17 protein-coding genes are annotated in these 19,209 nt (G+C 53.5%); 9 read left to right on the forward strand and 8 right to left on the reverse strand.

Annotated features, from left to right (window positions below; genetic code table 11):
* Window positions 1-4 precede the first annotated feature (4 nt).
* Window positions 5-1,267, forward strand: a complete 1,263-nt coding sequence (locus FH603_RS12280; RefSeq protein WP_186737818.1) for a sulfate adenylyltransferase subunit 1 — start codon at window positions 5-7, stop codon at window positions 1,265-1,267.
* A 118-nt stretch (window positions 1,268-1,385) separates the two neighbouring features.
* Here FH603_RS12280 and FH603_RS12285 read toward each other — a convergent pair whose 3' ends face one another.
* The 3 genes from FH603_RS12285 to FH603_RS12295 are packed head-to-tail and all read right to left on the reverse strand — an operon-like array spanning window position 1,386 to window position 5,267.
* Window positions 1,386-3,638 carry a xanthine dehydrogenase family protein molybdopterin-binding subunit gene (locus tag FH603_RS12285; protein ID WP_186737819.1) on the reverse strand — a complete coding sequence of 751 codons (2,253 nt, stop codon included), beginning with the start codon at window positions 3,636-3,638 and terminating at the stop codon, window positions 1,386-1,388.
* 23 nt (window positions 3,639-3,661) lie between these two features.
* Window positions 3,662-4,708 (reverse strand): FAD binding domain-containing protein, encoded by a 1,047-nt coding sequence (locus tag FH603_RS12290; protein ID WP_186737820.1) that lies wholly within the window; start codon window positions 4,706-4,708, stop codon window positions 3,662-3,664.
* 10 nt (window positions 4,709-4,718) lie between these two features.
* Window positions 4,719-5,267, reverse strand: coding sequence for a (2Fe-2S)-binding protein (locus FH603_RS12295; RefSeq protein WP_186737821.1), 549 nt, complete (start codon window positions 5,265-5,267; stop codon window positions 4,719-4,721).
* Between the two features lie 203 nt (window positions 5,268-5,470).
* Between FH603_RS12295 and treZ the strand changes: the two genes are divergently transcribed.
* Both treZ and FH603_RS12305 read left to right on the forward strand, forming a co-directional pair.
* Window positions 5,471-7,318: a malto-oligosyltrehalose trehalohydrolase gene (gene treZ, locus FH603_RS12300; RefSeq protein ID WP_186737822.1), complete on the forward strand. Its 1,848-nt coding sequence runs from the start codon at window positions 5,471-5,473 to the stop codon at window positions 7,316-7,318.
* 221 nt (window positions 7,319-7,539) lie between these two features.
* Window positions 7,540-7,929, forward strand: coding sequence for a VOC family protein (locus FH603_RS12305; RefSeq protein WP_186737823.1), 390 nt, complete (start codon window positions 7,540-7,542; stop codon window positions 7,927-7,929).
* 129 nt (window positions 7,930-8,058) lie between these two features.
* Here FH603_RS12305 and FH603_RS12310 read toward each other — a convergent pair whose 3' ends face one another.
* From FH603_RS12310 to FH603_RS12320, 3 genes are all read right to left on the reverse strand, one after another.
* Window positions 8,059-8,760, reverse strand: coding sequence for an SDR family NAD(P)-dependent oxidoreductase (locus FH603_RS12310; RefSeq protein WP_186737824.1), 702 nt, complete (start codon window positions 8,758-8,760; stop codon window positions 8,059-8,061).
* Between the two features lie 107 nt (window positions 8,761-8,867).
* The gene (folE, locus tag FH603_RS12315; protein WP_186737825.1) at window positions 8,868-9,617 is read right to left on the reverse strand and encodes a GTP cyclohydrolase I FolE; all 750 of its coding nucleotides are present in this window, start codon (window positions 9,615-9,617) and stop codon (window positions 8,868-8,870) included.
* Window positions 9,580-10,029 carry a 6-pyruvoyl trahydropterin synthase family protein gene (locus FH603_RS12320; RefSeq protein ID WP_235985384.1) on the reverse strand — a complete coding sequence of 150 codons (450 nt, stop codon included), beginning with the start codon at window positions 10,027-10,029 and terminating at the stop codon, window positions 9,580-9,582. The genes folE and FH603_RS12320 overlap by 38 nt, the downstream gene beginning before the upstream one ends.
* Before the next feature lie 327 nt (window positions 10,030-10,356).
* On the opposite strand from FH603_RS12320, the gene FH603_RS12325 reads away from it, so the two are divergent.
* From FH603_RS12325 to FH603_RS12340, 4 genes are all read left to right on the forward strand, one after another.
* Window positions 10,357-11,481, forward strand: a complete 1,125-nt coding sequence (locus FH603_RS12325; RefSeq protein WP_235985385.1) for an MBL fold metallo-hydrolase — start codon at window positions 10,357-10,359, stop codon at window positions 11,479-11,481.
* Between the two features lie 33 nt (window positions 11,482-11,514).
* On the forward strand, window positions 11,515-11,958 hold the full coding sequence (locus FH603_RS12330) for an OsmC family protein (protein WP_186737827.1): 444 nt from the start codon (window positions 11,515-11,517) through the stop codon (window positions 11,956-11,958).
* A 167-nt stretch (window positions 11,959-12,125) separates the two neighbouring features.
* Window positions 12,126-13,487: a Gfo/Idh/MocA family protein gene (locus FH603_RS12335; protein ID WP_186737828.1), complete on the forward strand. Its 1,362-nt coding sequence runs from the start codon at window positions 12,126-12,128 to the stop codon at window positions 13,485-13,487.
* Window positions 13,488-13,582: 95 nt separating this feature from the next.
* Window positions 13,583-14,803 (forward strand): sugar MFS transporter, encoded by a 1,221-nt coding sequence (locus FH603_RS12340; protein ID WP_186737829.1) that lies wholly within the window; start codon window positions 13,583-13,585, stop codon window positions 14,801-14,803.
* A 113-nt stretch (window positions 14,804-14,916) separates the two neighbouring features.
* On the opposite strand, the gene FH603_RS12345 is transcribed toward FH603_RS12340, so the two are convergent.
* Both FH603_RS12345 and rbfA read right to left on the reverse strand, forming a co-directional pair.
* Window positions 14,917-16,170 carry an ABC transporter permease gene (locus FH603_RS12345; protein ID WP_186737830.1) on the reverse strand — a complete coding sequence of 418 codons (1,254 nt, stop codon included), beginning with the start codon at window positions 16,168-16,170 and terminating at the stop codon, window positions 14,917-14,919.
* A gap of 87 nt (window positions 16,171-16,257) precedes the next feature.
* Window positions 16,258-16,638: a 30S ribosome-binding factor RbfA gene (gene rbfA, locus FH603_RS12350; protein ID WP_186737831.1), complete on the reverse strand. Its 381-nt coding sequence runs from the start codon at window positions 16,636-16,638 to the stop codon at window positions 16,258-16,260.
* Window positions 16,639-16,924: 286 nt separating this feature from the next.
* On the opposite strand from rbfA, the gene FH603_RS12355 reads away from it, so the two are divergent.
* Both FH603_RS12355 and FH603_RS12360 read left to right on the forward strand, forming a co-directional pair.
* Window positions 16,925-18,334: a hypothetical protein gene (locus FH603_RS12355; protein WP_186737832.1), complete on the forward strand. Its 1,410-nt coding sequence runs from the start codon at window positions 16,925-16,927 to the stop codon at window positions 18,332-18,334.
* An 81-nt stretch (window positions 18,335-18,415) separates the two neighbouring features.
* A complete protein-coding gene (locus FH603_RS12360) occupies window positions 18,416-19,207 on the forward strand; it encodes a queuosine precursor transporter (RefSeq protein WP_186737833.1) in 792 nt (263 codons plus the stop codon).
* Window positions 19,208-19,209 lie beyond the last annotated feature (2 nt).

Below are 19,209 nucleotides of genomic sequence, written 5' to 3' on the forward strand. Positions count from 1 at the left end.
AGCTATGGACCTTCTACGCTTTATAACCGCCGGATCGGTTGACGACGGCAAGAGTACGCTCATCGGGCGGCTCCTCTACGATTCCAAATCCATCCTCGCCGATCAGCTTGAAGCGATCGAGCGCGCGACCAAAGGCCGCGACGATGGTGAAATCGACCTCGCTTTGCTAACGGACGGTCTCCGCTCCGAACGGGAGCAGGGAATCACCATCGATGTAGCCTATCGCTATTTCCAGACGCCCGCCCGTAAATTCATCATCGTCGATGCGCCGGGTCACATTCAGTATACCCGGAACATGGTAACGGGGGCCTCGAACTGCCAGTTGGCGGTTGTGCTGGTCGATGCACGGCATGGCGTCGTAGAACAAACCCGTCGGCACTCGCTGATTGCCAGTCTGCTTGGCATTCCGCACATTGTCGTGGCCGTCAATAAGATGGACCTGATGGGTTACTCGCAGGACGTGTTCTCTGATATCTGCATCCAGTATGCAGAGCTGGCCAAAAACCTGAACGTACCCAACGTCACCTACATTCCGCTGAGCGCCCTCAATGGCGACAACGTGGTTGACAAATCCAGCGCCATGCCCTGGTATGAAGGACCAACCTTGCTGGAACACCTGGAAACGGTGGAGATTACCGACGTTATTTCGGACGAAGGGAAAGAAAAACCAGGCCGTTTCCCGGTGCAGTACGTTATTCGCCCTCAAACCGCCGACCTGCCTGATTATCGCGGCTATGCCGGTAAAATCACCAGCGGCACACTCCGAAAAGGCGACTCGATAACGGTTCTGCCGTCGGGCGAAACCTCCACCATCGACGCTATAGAAATTGCCGATGAGCACTTCGACGAAGCCTCAGCCCCCATGTCGGTGGTGCTGCACCTGGCCGACGACCGTGATATCAGCCGGGGCGACCTGATCGTTCGTTCCGACAGTCTGCCGGTCAGTAGCCAAACGGTGGAAGCGATGCTGTGCTGGATGGATACAAAAGAGTTTAAAGTCGGCAATAAGTACGTGCTTCAGGTAGGCACCGCCCGGACGCGCTGCTCGGTGCGCGAGATTGCTTATCAACTGAACGTCAACACCTACGAGCAAAAAGAAGGGGTTGATAATCTGGTGCTTAATGATCTGGCTAAAGTGGTCCTGCGTACAGCCCAGCCCGTTAGCTTCGATCCATATACCCAGAACCGCACAACGGGTGGCGCTATTCTCATCGACGAAACATCCAACGTAACTGTCGGTGCCCTGATGCTGGTTGGTGAAGCATAGCGTGACGTGATACACCGTATTTCCCCGGACTTTTGAGGTGAAACAATGCAACAAAAAACACCGCCTGATTATTGGGCGGTGTTTTTTGTTGCAGCTATTACGCTAAGCGACTAAAGCCCTACAGCAGTCGGTCCAGCTGGATCGGCAGATCATAGACGCGCTTCCCGGTAGCGTGAAAAACAGCGTTGGCAATGGCGGCTGGCATAGCCACCAGACCGATCTCGCCCAACCCTTTTACGCCCAGTGGATTGACGATTTCGTCATGCTCCTCAACGAATAGTACGTCCAGATCATGAATATCGGCAAACACAGGCACGTGATATTCGGCCAGGTTGTGGTTCATGAACCGACCGTACCGGTGATCCATAGCGCTGTCTTCCTGTAGGGCGCTGCCGATGCCCCATACCATACCGCCAATGATCTGGCTCCGGGCCGTCCGGGGGTTCAGGATACGCCCGCCCGCAATAGCACTCACCGCCCGCGTAACCTTGATCGTGTTCAGCTCTTCATCCACCTGCACCTCCACAAAAGCCGCCGAGTGGGTATGGCGCGAGTACTTCTTCTGGTTCAGCATATCAGGCAGCGACGTCGACGTTTCGGAAATAGCCCGCCCGCCATTCTGGCCAACGATATCGATAAACGAAACCGCTACCGATGGATCATTTTTAAGCTTGATCGATCCATCGTCAAACAACACGTCCTCCAGCTTGGCTTTGGCGAGCGGTGAGCCAGCCATCTTCCGCGCGGTTTTAAAGAGTGTCTTTTTCAGATCGTCACATACCGTCTTCACCGCCGAACCCACGGTAGAGGCTGTCCAGGATCCCCCCTGAATTGGAGCCAGTGGCATATCAGTATCGCCCAACCGGAAGATGACATCCTCTATCGGCATACCCATCGTTTCGGCAGCAATCTGGGCCATGATCGTATAGGTACCGGTGCCTATATCGGCCGTAGCACTGCTTACCCGTAACTTGCCGTTCACCGTTAAGACGGCTTCGGCCCGGGCGGGCATCTGGCTCGCATCCCAGATACCAGTGGCCATGCCATAGCCGATCAGGTTATGCCCCTCGCCCCGCATGGAGCGTGGGGTTGGATTCCGCTTATCCCAACCAAACCGTTCGGCCCCCTGCCGGAAACACTCCCGAAGCTCTTTGCTCGAAAACGGCTTGTCCTTATCGGTCTGGTCAATTTCCGAGTAGTTCTTCAGCCGAAACTCGACGGGGTCCATACCCAGTTTGTAACATAATTCATCGATGGCCGATTCGATGGCGTGGTCACCGGTTACGCCCCCTGGCGCGCGCATGTCCAGCGGAGAATAAATATCCAGCGACTTCAACTTGTATTCGAGCGTCACATCGTCGCAGGGATACAGCACGTTCGACCAGTTAACAACCGTCTCCGTATAGTCTTCGAACTGCGAGGTAGCGGCAATAGCTTTGTGGTTGAGGGCGGTCAGTTTACCCTCCGACGAAGCGCCGAGGGCAACTGTCTGTACGGTAGCAGGCCGGTGCCCGAACGTCCACATCTGCTGGCGGGTGAGCGTAAGCCGAACCGACCGTTTGAGTTCACGGGCTGCCATCACGGCCAGAAATAACTGGTACTGTGGCCGCAATCCTGATCCAAACCCGCCCCCCACATAGGGTGAAACGACCCGTACATCGCTGGATGACATCCCGAAAATCTGCGTGACATACAACTGGCTGTTTGGAGCCCCCTGCGTTTTGTCATAGATCGTTAGCCGGGCTTTATCCTCATTACCGTAGGACTCGTACTGGACCATAGTGGCAAACATTTCCAGCGGGTTATGGTGCTGTACGCCATGAACATAATGGGCGGCCATTTGCACCGGTGCATCAAGAAATGCCTGTTTTGAATCGCCACGCGGTTTAGGTGGTAAGGGTTTAAGAAAGTTGGTAGGTGCCCACTGCGGGTCCCGTGCTTCAGACAGGTGGGCTTCCAGGTCCGTATGCGAGGGTTTGGCATCATAGACCACCTTCACCAGCGAAGCCGCATACCGGGCCAGTTCGAACGTTTCGGCCACGACCAGCGCAATGGGCTGACCGCTGTAGGTAACATCGGCGTTGTGTAAGGGCCGAAACGGCGAGCCAGCCGGGGCGTCCTGATCTTTATAACTGATATCGAACCAGGCCGTATGGGGCCGGTTTTCGTGCGTAAATACCTGCAACACACCCGCCAGCGCCAGGGCTTCGGTGGTGTCGATATGGGTTATTTTCCCTTTTGCAATCCCACTCGAAACGACATACCCATAGGTTAAATCAGGGACGTTGAATTCAGCGGCATATTTTGCTTTACCCGTTACTTTCTCGGGACCATCGACGCGGGTGATGGGTTTTCCAATGACGTTGTTCATAAGGTTTACCTGTATAATGCTCGTTATGCCGTTGGTTCAAGTTTAGCCGCCTGCCCCAGGGCGCGGATAATAGCGCGGTGAGCCAGTTCGATTTTAAACGTATTATGTCCGTATCCGACTGCCCCTTCCAGCAAGCTGTCGGCCACGGGCCGGAAGTTTTCTTTGGTAGCCGTCTTTCCCACCAGCAGGGCTTCGGCTTCGGGTTTGCGCCATGGCTTATGGGCCACGCCACCCAGGGCGATCCGAACATCTTTCACCACATCGCCTTCCATCTCCAGGCCTACCGCCACCGACACCAGGGCAAAGGCATACGAGGCCCGGTCCCGAAGCTTGAGGTACATATGGTTGTCAACAAAGCGGGGTGCGGGCAAATCGATGGCCGTCACGATTTCGCCGGGCTCCAGCGTATTATCCCGCTGGGGCTCCTGGCCGGGTAGCCGGTGAAATTCGCCAATCGGTATGGTTCGTTCGCCATTGGGACCTGTTACCCGTATGACTGCTTCGAGCGCTGCCAGAGCTACCGCCATATCGGATGGATAGGTGGCAATGCACTGTGACTGTCCGTCCTCCGTTCCTTCGGTCGTCCCCAGAATAGCGTGAATACGGTTATAGCCGCCAATGGCTCCGCAGCCCGAGGGCCCGGCGTTCTGACCGGGTTCGCGTTTGTTACACGGCATAGCGGTGTCGTAGAAATAATAACAGCGGGTGCGCTGAAACAGGTTTCCGCCGTTGGTAGCCATATTGCGTAGCTGGGGCGACGCACCGGCCAGAATTGTTTGCGAGAGTAAGGGGTAGCGCTGCTCAACCAGGGGATGATAAGCGGTATCGGCATTGGAAACCAGGGCATCAAGCCGTAGGCCGCCATCCTCAATTTCCTCGATCGTATTAAGGGGCAGGTGGTTGATATCGACCAGACGACCTGGCCGTTCGACGTTTTCCTTCATCAGATCGATGAGGTTAGTACCACCGGCAATGAATTTAGCGCCTGCTGAATCGAGACTCTTTTCTGTCGTTAATTCGCCAACGGCCTCCATTACATCGGAGGGGCGGGCGTAGGAAAATGGATGCATACGAAGTGGGTTAGGCAGGCTGGTTCGTGCGGAGTTGCAGGACGTCTTCGATGGCGTCGACGATGTGTGTATACGCGCCACAACGGCAGATATTACCGCTCATGAGTTCCTTGATATCGGCGGTGGTCCGTACTTTGCCTTCATTGATCAGCCCAACGGTTGAACAGATCTGTCCGGGGGTACAGTAGCCACACTGGAAAGCGTCATGGTCGATAAACGCCTGCTGAACCGGATGCAGCTGGCCGGGTGCGCTAGGGTCGTTTCCCGCCAACCCCTCGATGGTGGTGATCGAGCGCCCCTCCTGCATTACTGCCAGGGTCAGGCATGCGTTGATGCGCTTGCCATCGACCAGCACCGTACAAGCGCCACACTGGCCATGATCGCAGCCTTTTTTTGTTCCGGTCAGGTCGCAGTATTCACGCAGCGCATCGAGCAGGGTTGTCCACGGGGCCAGCGTTAGCGACTGCTCCGCCCCGTTGATCATTAGGGTAACGGGACGGGTTTCGGGCAGCGACGCTACTGGTTTTGCGGCTGATTTTGGTTCTAGTTGAGTTATCATGTAATCGAGGAGTAAACGAGTCCAGATCATTAAACTCCCTGTTAGCCGTTTGTCCACCGAGTCAAGCGGTATATTATTTTACGGTCTCGATGAGTCTGTAGTTGTGCGGCTAAATTTCAAACCTCCTGCCAACACATACCGCAAAAGGCTAGTTGTCTAGTCAACAGGTTCTGAAAAGGAACCTATTTATCAGGCCTCAACAGATGACAACAACTACACTTACTCATCGTACCCTCGGTATCACGTTCACACCCGACGGCCTGGCTCAGGTGTGTGTATGGGCCCCTTTTGCACAGGATGCAGCCCTGTACCTGGTCGACAAGGACCAGCAGCTGCCCCTGTCAACCAATGGATCGGGCTACTGGCGAACGACAACCCGTCAACTGCAACCAGGTGATACATACCGCTTCCGGCTGAACGGCTCTACCGACCTGCCCGATCCCGTTTCGATGGCTCAGCCTGATGGCGTTCATGGTCCATCGCAGGCAGTCGACGTGTCGACGTTTGTGTGGACCGATTCGGCCTGGCAGAATCATTCGCTCGATGATTATATACTTTACGAGCTGCATACAGGCACGTTCTCACCAGCCGGCACGTTCACCGGTATTGAAGAGCGCCTTGCCCATCTGGTCGATCTTGGCATCAACGCGATTGAGATTATGCCGGTCGCTCAGTTTCCCGGTACCCGCAACTGGGGTTACGATGGGGTGTTTCCCTTTGCCGTTCAGCATTCCTATGGTGGAGCAGCCGGATTACAGCAGCTCGTCGATGCAGCGCATCGGCATGGACTGGCTGTAGTTCTCGACGTTGTTTACAATCACATCGGCCCGGAGGGTAACTACCTGCCCGCTTACGGCCCCTACTTTACCGATCGCTACCATACTCCCTGGGGCGACGCCCTTGATTTCGATGGGGAGCACAGTGCCAGTGTCCGGCAATATTTCGTTGAGAATGCCCTGATGTGGTTCCGCGATTTTCACATCGATGCACTGCGGTTGGATGCCGTTCACGCTATTTACGACCATAGTCCTGTTCACATTCTGCGTGAGATCAGGGAGCAGGCCGATGCGCTTTCAACCCAAACAGGACGGCAACACTACCTGATCATCGAATCGGATCTGAACGATACGCGCTACATCGAATCGATTACCAACAATGGCTATGGAATGGACGGGCAGTGGAACGATGAGTTTCACCACGCGCTCCGCGTAGCAGCCGGGGGCGAACGCAACGGCTATTATGCTGACTATGACGGCATTCGTCATTTGGCTAAATCCTACAAAGACGCCTATGTCTACGATGGCCTATACATGCCCCGGCGGGATAGTATCGTAGGTAGCCCAACGACAACCCATGCCGGTCGTCAATTTGTCGTGTTCTCCCAGAACCACGACCAGATAGGTAACCGGATGCTGGGCGAGCGGCCCGGCCAGCTGGTCAGCTTTGCCATGCAAAAACTGATGGCCGGTGCTGTACTGACCAGCCCTTACCTGCCAATGCTGTTCATGGGCGAAGAATGGGGTGAGTCGAATCCTTTCCTGTACTTCGTTAGCCATAGCGACCCTACGCTGGTGGAAGCCGTACGGCAGGGTCGCCAGGCGGAGTTTGCTGCGTTCCACTCCACCCTCGATGCGCCCGACCCGCAGGACGAGAATACGTTCCAGCAGTCGAAACTCGGCTGGTCATTACTGGTGCAGGAACCACACCAAACGCTGTTCCGGTATTATAAGACGTTGCTGCTGCTCCGCAAACAGTCCGTGTTGCGCGCACCTGACCGTACAGCGCTGACTGTTGTTGTTGATGAAGACCAGCAAACGCTTACTCTTCATCGACGGCATGACCACCAACGCATTGTTTGCCTCATGAATTTTTCTGGCGACGTAAAATCTATGTCACTCCCCGAACAGGATCAACCCTGGCAAAAGTTACTCGATTCGGCGGATCCTGTCTGGTTGGGCCCTGCTGCTGCCCCGCTTGTCATAACCGGTTCCACCCCTATATCCCTTCAACCTGAGTCGATTCTGGTTTACGTAGCGGGAGAGTTGTTGTAGCATGATCGGGAATGGAAACGACGGGTTCAGTTCGGATGGAGAGTCTGTCCGAACTGAACCCGTCGTTTATCAGGCCACACTTTGAAAATCGTCTCGATCCTCACGGCAGGCACGTTTCCACAACTATACGGCAATGGAGCACCTTTAGCAGTAAACCAACTGGAGAAGTAGAAGGAATTTACCCCCTTACTTTGCCTGACTGGCTATAAAAAAGAAACTGCATGAGAATCGACCATTTGGCCCTTTGGGTAGACGACCTGGAAGGTATGCGTACCTTTTATATGACCTACTTTGGTGCTACCGCCGGGGCGAAATACACGAACACAGCCAAGGAGTTTACCTCTTATTTTCTGACGTTTAACGTCGAAGGGACCAGACTTGAACTAATGAACCGACCCGATATTGGGGAGCAGATGGGTAAACGGGGATTATTGACAGGTATCGCTCACTTTGCGGTATCCGTAGGCAGCAAAGAAGCCGTCGACCGCTTAACCGAACGACTGCGGGCTGATCAGTACACCATCGAAAGCGAAGCCCGAACAACGGGAGATGGCTACTACGAGAGCGTCGTCCTGGACCCGGAGGGGAATTACGTGGAAATTACTGGTTGACAGGCGATTGGCTAGGTAAGGCACGCCTGAACGAAACCAGGCATATGATATAGTAAAAGCCGCTGATCGAGCAACAAGACAGTAGAATCAAACAGGGTGAACGGTATGACTGCCTTTCACCCTGTCCAATTATTTGAGTGAGCCCATGCCACCATCTACGCCAATGATCTGGCCCGTAATCCAGGAAGCCTGATCACCGAGCAGGTAAGCGGCCATACCCGCAATGTCCTGGGGTGACCCATACCGGCTAAGTGGATGGCGTTTATTAGCCGCTTCCCGTTTCGTATCATCGGCAAGCAGGAAGTGCGCCATTGGTGTTTCAGTCAGCGATGGTGCCACCGCATTGACCCGCACATTGAACGGAGCCAGTTCGGCCGCCAGCGATTTCGTCAGCCCTTCAACGGCCGACTTCGCTACGGATACCGATGAGTGCATACCCATACCGAGTTTAGCCGCCACCGTGCTGAACAAAACGATACTGCCTGATTTCGATTTTTTTATTGCTGCGTAACAAGCATGGATCGTACCAACCGCGCCCAGCACATTGATTTCCAGATCGGTGCGATAATCGTCGAGGGTAAGTCGCTGAAATGGTTTAAGGTTGATCGTGCCAGGGCAGTAAACGATGCCGTGTAACGTGTCGGGCAGTTGCGTAAGCGCTTCTGCAGCCGACGTCTGGGTAATATCCCAGGTCATATGGGTAGACTGGATACCTTCGGGTTGCGAGCGTCCCGCGGTAAACAGGGTAGCGCCCTGCGCCTGAAGAGACTCGGCCAGCGCATGGCCAATGCCTGAACTGGCCCCAACGATAAGTATGTTTTTACCTTGCATTTTACGAACGTGTTGCTGGTTTGAAGAATAGGCTGGCTAGCTGACCCGCCAAAGATGGACATCTTAACGATCTGCTACAGGCCGGCATGACCACAACCTATAAGCGATTAGATAGTTACACTTGCCTGACTAACGTAGCGAAGCAGTTCCTGCCGGGTAGACTCTTCAGCGAACTTACCGCCATACGATGCCGTAATAGTCGATGAGTTAACGTCATGGACGCCCCGTGTAGAAACGCACAGGTGTTTCGCATCGATTATAACAGCTACATCTTCGGTTTCGAGTACCTTCTTCAACTCATCGGCAATCTGCACCGTAAGGCGCTCCTGCACCTGCGGACGCTTGCTGAAGTAGTCGACAATGCGGTTCAGTTTAGACAACCCAATCACCTTACCACTGGAAATATAGGCTACGTGGGCCCGGCCAATTATTGGAACAAAGTGATGTTCGCAATAGGTCTGCACGGTGATATCCTTCTCTACCAGCATTTCGTTGTATCGAAATTTATTGTCGAAGAGCGTAGGCTCGGGTTTGTTAGCAGGATTCAGGCCCTTGAAGATTTCCTGAACGTACATTTTTGCTACCCGGCGGGGAGAGCCGTTCAAACTATCATCGGTGAGGTCCAGACCAAGAATTCCCATAATCTCGCGAAAATGGGCTTCGATGAGATCTATTTTGGTAGCGTCGTCCAGGTCGAAGGCATCCGGGCGCATAGGCGTATCAATGGAGGCTGCGCCATGTGCGTCGCCAATTTCATCAATCAATTGGGCCGTTGAATGTCCGTTTTGGCCATATCCGTGCTGGATAGTGTCTGTACCGTTAAGCGGGGTATTCAACGAAGTTCCGTTCAGTTTCATAAAGCTTTACTTTAAGATCTAAGTCAGCGCTAAGCTGGTTACGTAAAATGTTGTAGATAACAATGGCGATATTTTCTGCCGAAGGATTGAGGTCGGCAAACTCCTCCGTATCAAGGTTAAGGTTTTTATGGTCGAACCGGTCAGTAACGTGTTCTTTGATCAAATCACCGAGGTACTTCATATCGATCACGTACCCAGTCTCAGGGTCGATCGGTCCGGTAACCTGAATAATCAGTTCATAATTGTGCCCATGATAGTTGGGATTATTACACTTGCCGTAAACGCGCGTGTTTTTTTCGTCCGACCAGTTCGGGTTGTTTAAGCGGTGGGCCGCATTGAAATGCTCTTTCCGGAACACAGCCACCCTTGGGGCGTCGGCCCGCGAAGTGCTTACGCCAGGAGTATTCATCATATAAGGGGAAATCGAAAAAGGGTTCGATCAACCTGTCGTTACAAAGTTTGTGTACAACACAGGCAGACGGCAGAGCGTATAGCCAGAACGCTCATTAGTGTGCGATTGTTAGCTGAATAACCTGTAATAGGCCACTTTTGTTCAACCTTTTCTATACAAATGTTAAACAGTACTTGCTAGCTCTATTACTAGAACGCCGGGTCGTATGGGTTGGTTCCGACGGCTGGCCGCCCGTCGGCGAAGCGCCTGTATGCCAGTCCGCAGCTACCGAAGGAACCGGATAGACAAGCGTATAGTTTGTCAACCATGAGGTTACCAAAACGTCTGATGATCATTACTACACTGATTTTGGCTGTAGCGGCCCTGTTACTTTATTTGTTCATGCAGCAGGACGTTTTCGGAGCCGATCCGGCTGACACTCGTCTGGCGCGTATCCACCAATCTAAAAATTACCGGGATGGGGCCTTCCAGAACCTATCCCCCACCGCAGTAATGGCGAAGGGCGTTCCGGTTACGAGAATGGTGAGCGATTACCTGAACAAATCGAAGATCAACACCCCGGCCGAGCCGTTACCCTCTGTCAAAACCAATCTGGCAACACTTTCTGACCGTGTTCCTACACTGGTCTGGTTCGGCCATTCTTCGTACCTGATCAAAGCGAATGGCCTTTCCTTTCTGATCGACCCGGTGTTTAGCGGTTATGCCTCGCCGGTTTCATTTTTTGGTGGCTCTTTTCCCGGATCGGATGTATACAGCGTTGCCGATATGCCCGCTATCGACTTCCTGATTCTGTCCCATGATCATTACGACCACCTCGACTACACGACCATCGTTGCGTTGATTCCCAGGGTAAAAATGTTTTACACCGCTCTTGGCGTGGGGGCTCACCTCGAGCGCTGGGGCGTACCCGCCGACCGGATCGTGGAGTTTGACTGGTGGGAAGGGGGTGAAATAGCTCCCGGCGTTCGGTTAACCGCCACCCCAGCGCGGCACTTCTCGGGCCGTAGTCTGGCCCGTGGTCGAACCCTGTGGACATCGTACGTACTGAAACTACCCGGCTACTCGCTTTATCTGGGTGGCGATTCGGGCTACGATACCCATTTCAAAGCCATTGGTGAAAAATACGGCCCCTTCGATCTGGCTATTCTGGAATGCGGCCAGTACAACGAAACCTGGCCCTCGATTCACATGATGCCCGAAGAAGTAGTGACGGCGGCTCAGGAACTGCGGGCTAAAACACTGTTACCCGTCCACTGGGGTAAGTTTGCGCTGGCCTACCACGCCTGGAACGAACCGATCGAACGGGTAACCAAACGGGCTGCCGAGCTACAGGTTGACATCACGACGCCCCGCATCGGCGAACCCGTCCAGGTTGGCCTACCCTACCCGCGCGACATTTGGTGGAATTCCCAAACAAAAACAAACCCGAAGGTTTTATCGGAAAACGAATAGCTTAGCATCTATTTTATCAATCGTTTATAAATCATGGCAGGAATTAAGCGTACATCTGAAGCCGTCTGGAACGGTACCGGTATGGAAGGCAGCGGAACGCTGTCGTCGACAAGCGGGGTGCTGAATCAAACTCCCTATTCATTCAAAGCCCGCTTCCAGAACGAAGATGGCAAAGCGGGTACCAACCCCGAAGAATTGATTGCAGCGGCTCACGCCGGTTGCTACGCCATGCAGCTCAGCTTTATGCTGACAGGTGCGGGCTTTGCCCCCACAGCGCTGGACGCTAAATCGACGCTTGAAATGGACCAGGTGGAGGGTGGCTTTAAAATTGCGCGTATCAATCTCTCGGTTGTGGGTACGGTTCCCTCGATTTCTGTTGAGGAGTTCAACGAACTGGCCACCCAAGCGAAAGAAATCTGCCCCGTTTCGCAAGCATTATCAGCGCTTCCCATTACGCTCGATGCGAAGCTGGCGTAGTCTTGCCTAACCCTGCCAGTGGCCCACCAGGCCCTGGTAGTGGTTGAGCAAGACTACGCTCGGCGCTAAACTGGCGTGATCTTGCTCAACCCTGCCAGTGGCCCACCAGGCCACTGGCAGGGTTTTAGCGTTTTTACCCTATATTGGCTCAAAAATCATTGAGCCTTATGCCATTCCCTACCCGACGCCAGTTTATTCGTACAGCCGCCCTTACAGGTGCGGGCGCATCTGTATTCCCGTCGATCCTGACCCACGCTAAACCCGCCGATCCTAAAGTGCGGCTGGCATTCATTGGCGTTGGTGAACGGGGGCGTAGCCATGTTGCACAGGCGCTCTTCCGCGACGACGTTGTCATCACCGCCATCTGCGATATTTCTGCCGACAGTATTGCCAAAACCAATGCCTTAATCCAGAAAGCTGGCCGGAAACTTCCGGTAGCCTACAGCACTGGAAATGAATCCTTTGCGCAGATGCTGAAACGCGACGACATCGATGGCGTTGTCATCGCTACTCCCTGGGAATGGCACGTACCAATGGCCGTAGCCACCATGAAAGCGGGTAAGTATGCTGCCGTGGAAGTGTCGGCAACGGTAACCCTACAGGAGTCGTGGGATCTGGTCGACACATCCGAAAAAACCGGGATGCCCTGTATGATTCTGGAGAACGTATGTTATCGGCGCGATGTGCTGGCTGTACTCAATATGGTTCGGCAGGGGCTTTTCGGCGAAATGACGTATGCCCACTGCGGCTACCAGCACGATCTGCGGGAGGTAAAGTTCAACAATGGCAAACAGACCTACGGCGGGGGCGTTGAGTTTGGTGAAAAGGCCTATTCAGAAGCCCGCTGGCGAACCCAGCACTCCGTCGATCGGAACGGTGACCTTTACCCTACCCACGGCCTCGGTCCCGTAGCGCACTGGCTGAACATCAACCGAGGCAACCAGTTTGTGCGGCTAACCAGTATGGCGACCAAAAGTCGGGGGCTCCATAAATACGTAGTGGATAATGGCGGAGCTGACCACCCCAACGCAAAAGTCAACTTTAAACTTGGCGATGTTGTGACAACGATGATCGAATGCGCCAACGGCGAGAATATCATGATCATTCACGATACCAACTCACCACGCCCCTACTCACTGGGGTTCAGGGCGCAGGGTACCGAAGGCATCTGGATGGACGATAACGACATGATCTATTTACAGGGAAAATCGGCAAAACCGCATGCCTGGGAACCGTTCGCCCCCTATCAGGACAAGTACGACCACCCACTCTGGAAACGCCATGCCCAAACGGCCGAGAGCGCAGGCCATGGCGGAATCGACTTTTTCGTGCTTCGGGGTTTCATTGAAGCGGTAAAAGCGAAAGGACCCGTGCCCATCGACGTTTATGACGCTGCTGCGTGGAGCGCCATCAGCCCACTATCGGAGCAGAGTATTGCCGGCGGTAGCAAACCCATTGACATTCCCGATTTTACGCGGGGCAAATGGAAAACAAACCGCCCTATCTTCGGCCTTTCGGACAATTTCTAAAATAAAATATCGATTTTTGGCTAACTAATAAGGTTGTCCGTTGAGATCGATGTACCCTTATTCGATTGTCACTCTTCACTAGTTGAATTTTCCTTATGGTCTCTGCTCCCTCCCCCAAAACCCAAAATTACACCGGCCCGTTACTGATTATTGGCGCGCTCTTCTTTGTTTTTGGCTTCGTTACGTGGGTCAACAGCGTACTGATCGCTTTCTTCAAGCAAGCTTTTTCCCTGAGTACCGTCGGTTCCAACCTGGTAGCCTTTGCGTTTTTTATCTCCTATACGCTCATGGCCATTCCATCGTCGGCGCTGCTGAAACGAACGGGCTTTAAAAACGGCATGTCGATGGGCCTGTTGGTCATGGCGGTGGGTACGGTTATTTTTGTTCCGGCGGCCCGCGCTGTTTCTTACCCGCTATTCCTGGTCGGCCTGTTCCTGATTGGCATTGGGCTCACCGTTCTACAGACGGCTTCCAATCCGTACGCTACTATTTTAGGGCCCCGGGAGAGCGCAGCCCAGCGGATCAGCTTTCTCGGCATTGCCAACAAGATGGCGGGCATTATTAGTCAGATCATCTTTGGTGGCCTCCTGCTAACGGGTGCCAATGCCGTGTCTGGCGCAGCATCCCTGGAGAAAGTTGTAACGCCTTACCTGATTCTGACAGGTGTGCTGATCGTGCTGGCGGGTTTGATTCGCTTCTCGAACCTTCCTGAAGTATCGGAAGAACAGGAAGATGCGCCGGCCACTGCTACGGTGCGCACCAGCGTCTGGCAATTCCCTAACCTTGTACTCGGCGTTCTGGCGTTGTTTTGCTATGTGGGAGCAGAAGTCATTGCGGGTGACACCATCATCAACTATGGCCTTGCTATCGGTTTTGGCAACGACGAAGCCAAGCACTTCACGACGTATACGCTATACGGTTTGCTGGCGGGGTATGTACTTGGCATTCTGGCCATTCCCCGCTTTATCTCCCAGCAAATGGCGTTACGGGTTGGCTCTATCCTGGCGCTGATCTTGACCGTGGGCGCTATCCTGACCGAAGGCTTCCCTTCCATTCTGTGTGTGGCCCTGCTTGGGTTTGCAATCTCTCCCATGTGGCCCGCCATCTGGCCACTCGCCCTGAACCAGCTCGGCAAATTCACCAAGATTGGGTCGGCGCTGCTTATCATGGGCATTTCCGGAGGGGCGCTTCTTCCGCTCCTTCACGGGTATATGAGCGACAACGTCAGCCCCAAACTAGCCTACGCACTCTTGCTGCCGTTGTTCGGGTATATCCTCTATTACGCCATGCTTGGGTATAAAAAGTCAGACTGGTAAATACCCTTTGTACGCAAAGACCGGCTCTCAGATACCCAGGGGGTATACCGAAGAGCCGGTCTTTGCGTATAGTTTGGTAACCAGGACACTCCCCGGCTTACAGCGGGTAACGATCAGCTATTGGATACCGAAGCCACCCGGGCTGCCCGCTGCGCCGGAAACCACGAAGTCACGATAGTCACAACGATAACCAGGACGCCTGTCAGCAAAATATCGCTGCCGTAAACGCGAACCGGATAAGCATCGACGATCGAGCTGACCATTCCCATCCGGATAAAACCATATTCCTCCTGGGCCAGACAGATCACAACACCCAGTACCAGACCGGTGACAGCACCCGTCAACGCAATAATAGCCCCCTCCGTCAGGAAAATCCGGCGTACCAAACCTGCGGTAGCCCCCATGGCGAACAGAATTTTAATATCCTCTTTCTTCTCGATTACCAGCATCGACAGGGAGAAGAAAATGTTGATGGACGCAATGAGAATGATAAAGCCCAGGGTCAGGGCCACAAACAGTTTCTCGACGCGTATGGCCCGGTATAAGTCTACATTCAAATCATCGCGGCTTTGAACAATCAATGCCGTACCGGGTCGGTCGGCTGCGGTAGTGGCCTTATCGACCACCTCCTGCAACGCCTGCCTGGCCTGCCCTTCGTCGGTGCCGGGCCTGAGTTGTAGTTCCAGACTGGTAACCTCGTTGGGCTGGTAACCGAAGAGCGCACGCGCCGTAGCCAGCGGAGCCAGGACAAAGTTATCGTAGCGCGACTCAATGAAGAACACACCCGCTACCGTCAGCGACTCACTGCTGAAAGCGTCGGGGTTAAGAACACTGAACGACTGCCCGCTGCGGGGATACAGGATTTCCAGCGGTGTCAGAATATCGATCAGTGATATGCTCAGGTCACTACGCACCCCATCGGCCACAACGGCAAAGTTGATTCCATCCCGGCGCAGCAACAGCTTTCCTTCAATCAAAGCCGAGTCGAGCTGCTGCCGTTGCAGGTAATTATCGTCGACCCCTTTGAGCCGAACCACCGTTTGCCCGTTGGCATACTTCGCCAGCGCATTGTCCTGAGCTACCGCTGTCAGCAACAATACGCCCGGTGTTTGACGGAGACGCGCCAGCAGCTGGGGTGAAGCCATGAACCGCTTGCCCTCTTTGGGAGTGATGGTTATATCGGATTCGAAGGTCTTAAAAATCTGCCGGTTCAGGTCTTCCATACCATTGAACACAGACAAAACTATGACCAACGCCATCGTGCCGACGCCCACACCGAGCATCGATAGAATAGACAGCCAGCTGATGAAACTGCGTTTCTTTTTAGAGAAAAAATACCGGCGGGCGATCCAGGCGGGGAGGTTCATGGCCTAATGAGTAAAAGAGTGAAAGCGCCAAAGCGCGAGAACGGGTAGCGCCTGAAGACGCCACTATTCGTTCGCTCCGTCACGCTGCTACTCATCGTCGTCATCCTCCGGCGGTGCGGGCGGAATGTCGAGGCCATGGAAAAGTTTATCCATTTTATCGGCGTGCTCTACCGTATCGTCAATGTAAAAACTCACCTCAGGCACGATCCGAAGCTGATGCCGAACGCGGTCGCCAAGGTGCTGCCGGATCACTTTACTTTTTTCCTGAATGCTTTCCAGCAGCAGATCTTTATTTTTGGTGGCCAGAAAACTCAGGTATACCCGGGCAACACTCAAATCCGGCGAAATCCGTACGCTGGTCACCGTGATAAACGCCCCGTTGAACAAATGCGGCACATCGCGCTGAAAAATTTCACTAAGGTCTCTCTGTAGCTGCCGTGCTACTTTCTGCTGTCGTTTCGATTCCATAATAGCTGTCTTATGCGTCAGTTCCACCCCTAATAGCCGGGCGGTCTGACGGTATGGGTGTAACTCCGGTACACCCGTCAAAGTTGTATGCAGTGTGGTATCCTGCCCGAGTCAGGTGCAAATATCCATACCTTTTTCCGTTCTGCCGAAATTGACCGTAATTTCGCACACTAGTTAATGAGTTGGTCAGTCGGTGAGTTGATGAGTTAGTCAGTCGGTGAGTAAGCCAGAGACTGACTAACTCATCAACTCACCGACTGACCAACTGACCAACTCACCAACTGTATTGCTTAGTTTCTTTCGCTCCTACTTTCCTTACCAATACATAAGCCTGCTGGCGCTCCTGCTGCTGGTTCGGTTACCCTTGCTGCTCCATCCCATGCCCCTGCTGATCCCTGAGCTTAACTGGCTACTGGTTGGCGAACAGATGGGGCATGGCCATTTGCTTTACCGCGACATCTGGGACAGCGTCAGTCCGCTCTCGGGATTGGTATACTGGGGACTGAATACGCTCTTTGGGCGATCGTTACTGGCCTTGCACGGAGCCGCCACCCTCGTCTCTGTTTTTCAGATCGTTTACTTCAATTACCTCACCAACAACCGCGATGTTTATTCAGACCGTACGTTTTGGCCCGGCCTGGTATACGCCCTGTTCCTACACCTTTCGTTCGACTGTCTGACGCTGTCACCGGTGCTGATGTCGACGAGTTTTCTGCTGCTGGCGTTTGGAACCCTGGCCAAACAGATGGAGCGCCGGGGGGCTACCGACGAAGTGTTTGAAGTTGGCTTTTACATTGGCATTGCAGCCTTATTCTACCTGCCTTCAGCGCTGTTCATCATCTGGGCTGCTCTTTCGTTGGTTCTGTACACAGGCGCTACGTTCCGGCAGCATTCCCTGTCGCTATTCGGTTTTCTGTTCCCAATTGCGGTCATGGTGCTGTTCTATTACCTCAACGACGGTCTCGATGATTTCAACCGCAACCTCCTGTCGTCTGTGTTTCGGGTGCGGCAGTATTCGCTATCCGATTTTCAGTCCCTGGTGGCGGCTCTGCTGATTCCGCTTGGACTGGGTGTGCTGGGCTTTTTAAGCTTGTTCAACACCACGAGCCGATACGTCAATTTCCAGCAGCGCATTCAACAGATCATGATGATCTGGTTCGGTGTTGCTGTACTGACAATTGTCCTGATGCCGTTCCTGGCACCAATGGTTTTTTTGAGCTTCGTTCCCCCCATGGCTTACTTCAGCGTATACTACTTTGAAAATGTACGTAAAGCCTGGCTGGCAGAAGCCGGTTTCTCCATAGCCTTTGGCCTGATGATGCTCCTCTTTTATCAGGGCGCTCTGGGGTTGATTCCCAGGCTGGAACTGGGCCGGTTAAGTAACCTGCAGGTAAAAGCATCGCCCCTGCCCGCTGGCATTAAAAACCAGCGCATCCTGATTATCGGCGAGGATCTGAGTGCTTATTATCAGAATTACCCGGCCACGCCCTATCTGAACTGGGATCTGGCTAAGTACGATCTGAAAAACCTGGACAACTACGAAGCGGTTATCAATGTGTTCGACAACTTCCGGAAGGACCCGCCTGCGTATATTGTCGACCATGAGAACGTTGTCGGGAAACTGTTTCAGCGGGCTCCCGCACTGGCCGCCCGCTACGAAAAAACAACGACAGCGGGGGTGTACAAACGAAAGTAGCGTTGCTTACTTTTACATGTTGGCGGATCTCCTGACCAAAAGCTCCGCCAGCCCTACCACCCAAACGACCCCGTACCTGCTATGCCTTCTTATTCGTTTACGAACAAGCGAACCAACCTGTACATATTCCTGAGTGCCGTATTCCTGACCAACGCACTCATTGCTGAAATTATCGGAGTAAAAATCTTTTCTGCCGAAACCCTGATCGGCACTAAACCCGCTCAGATTCACCTCTTCGGTGATTTTGTCCTGGATTTCAACCTGACGGCGGGGGCCGTCATCTGGCCGTTTGTATTTATCACCTCCGATATCATCAACGAATACTTTGGGAAAGCGGGTGTCCGGCGCATCTCCTTCCTGACGGCGGGGTTCGTGGCGTACAGCTTTCTGATCATTTATGCCGTCACAACGCTTCCCCCCGCTCAGTTCTGGCTCGACGTCAATGCGAAAGATGCCGCAGGCAATACCATCAACATCGATAATGCATTTCGTATGATTTTCCGGCAGGGGCTGGGCATCATCATTGGTTCGCTAACCGCTTTTCTGATCGGGCAAGTGCTCGATGCATCCGTGTTTCAATACCTGCGCAAGATTACCGGAAGTCGTAAAATATGGCTGCGGGCGACGGGTTCAACGCTCGTTTCCCAATTGGTAGACTCGTTTGTTGTGCTGGGTATTGCCTTTTACGTCTTCGGCAACTGGTCGCTGAGCCAGGTCATAGCCGTTGGTCTCATCAATTACCTTTACAAAGCGACCACGGCCGTTATACTGACGCCCGTGTTGTATGTTGCCCACTATTTTATCGACCGCTACCTGGGCAAACAACATGCGCAGGAACTGGCCAATGAGTCGGCGATGAGTTCGTTTATGTAAGT

The sequence above is a fragment of the Spirosoma utsteinense genome, from assembly GCF_014282275.1.
Taxonomy (GTDB): domain Bacteria; phylum Bacteroidota; class Bacteroidia; order Cytophagales; family Spirosomataceae; genus Spirosoma; species Spirosoma utsteinense.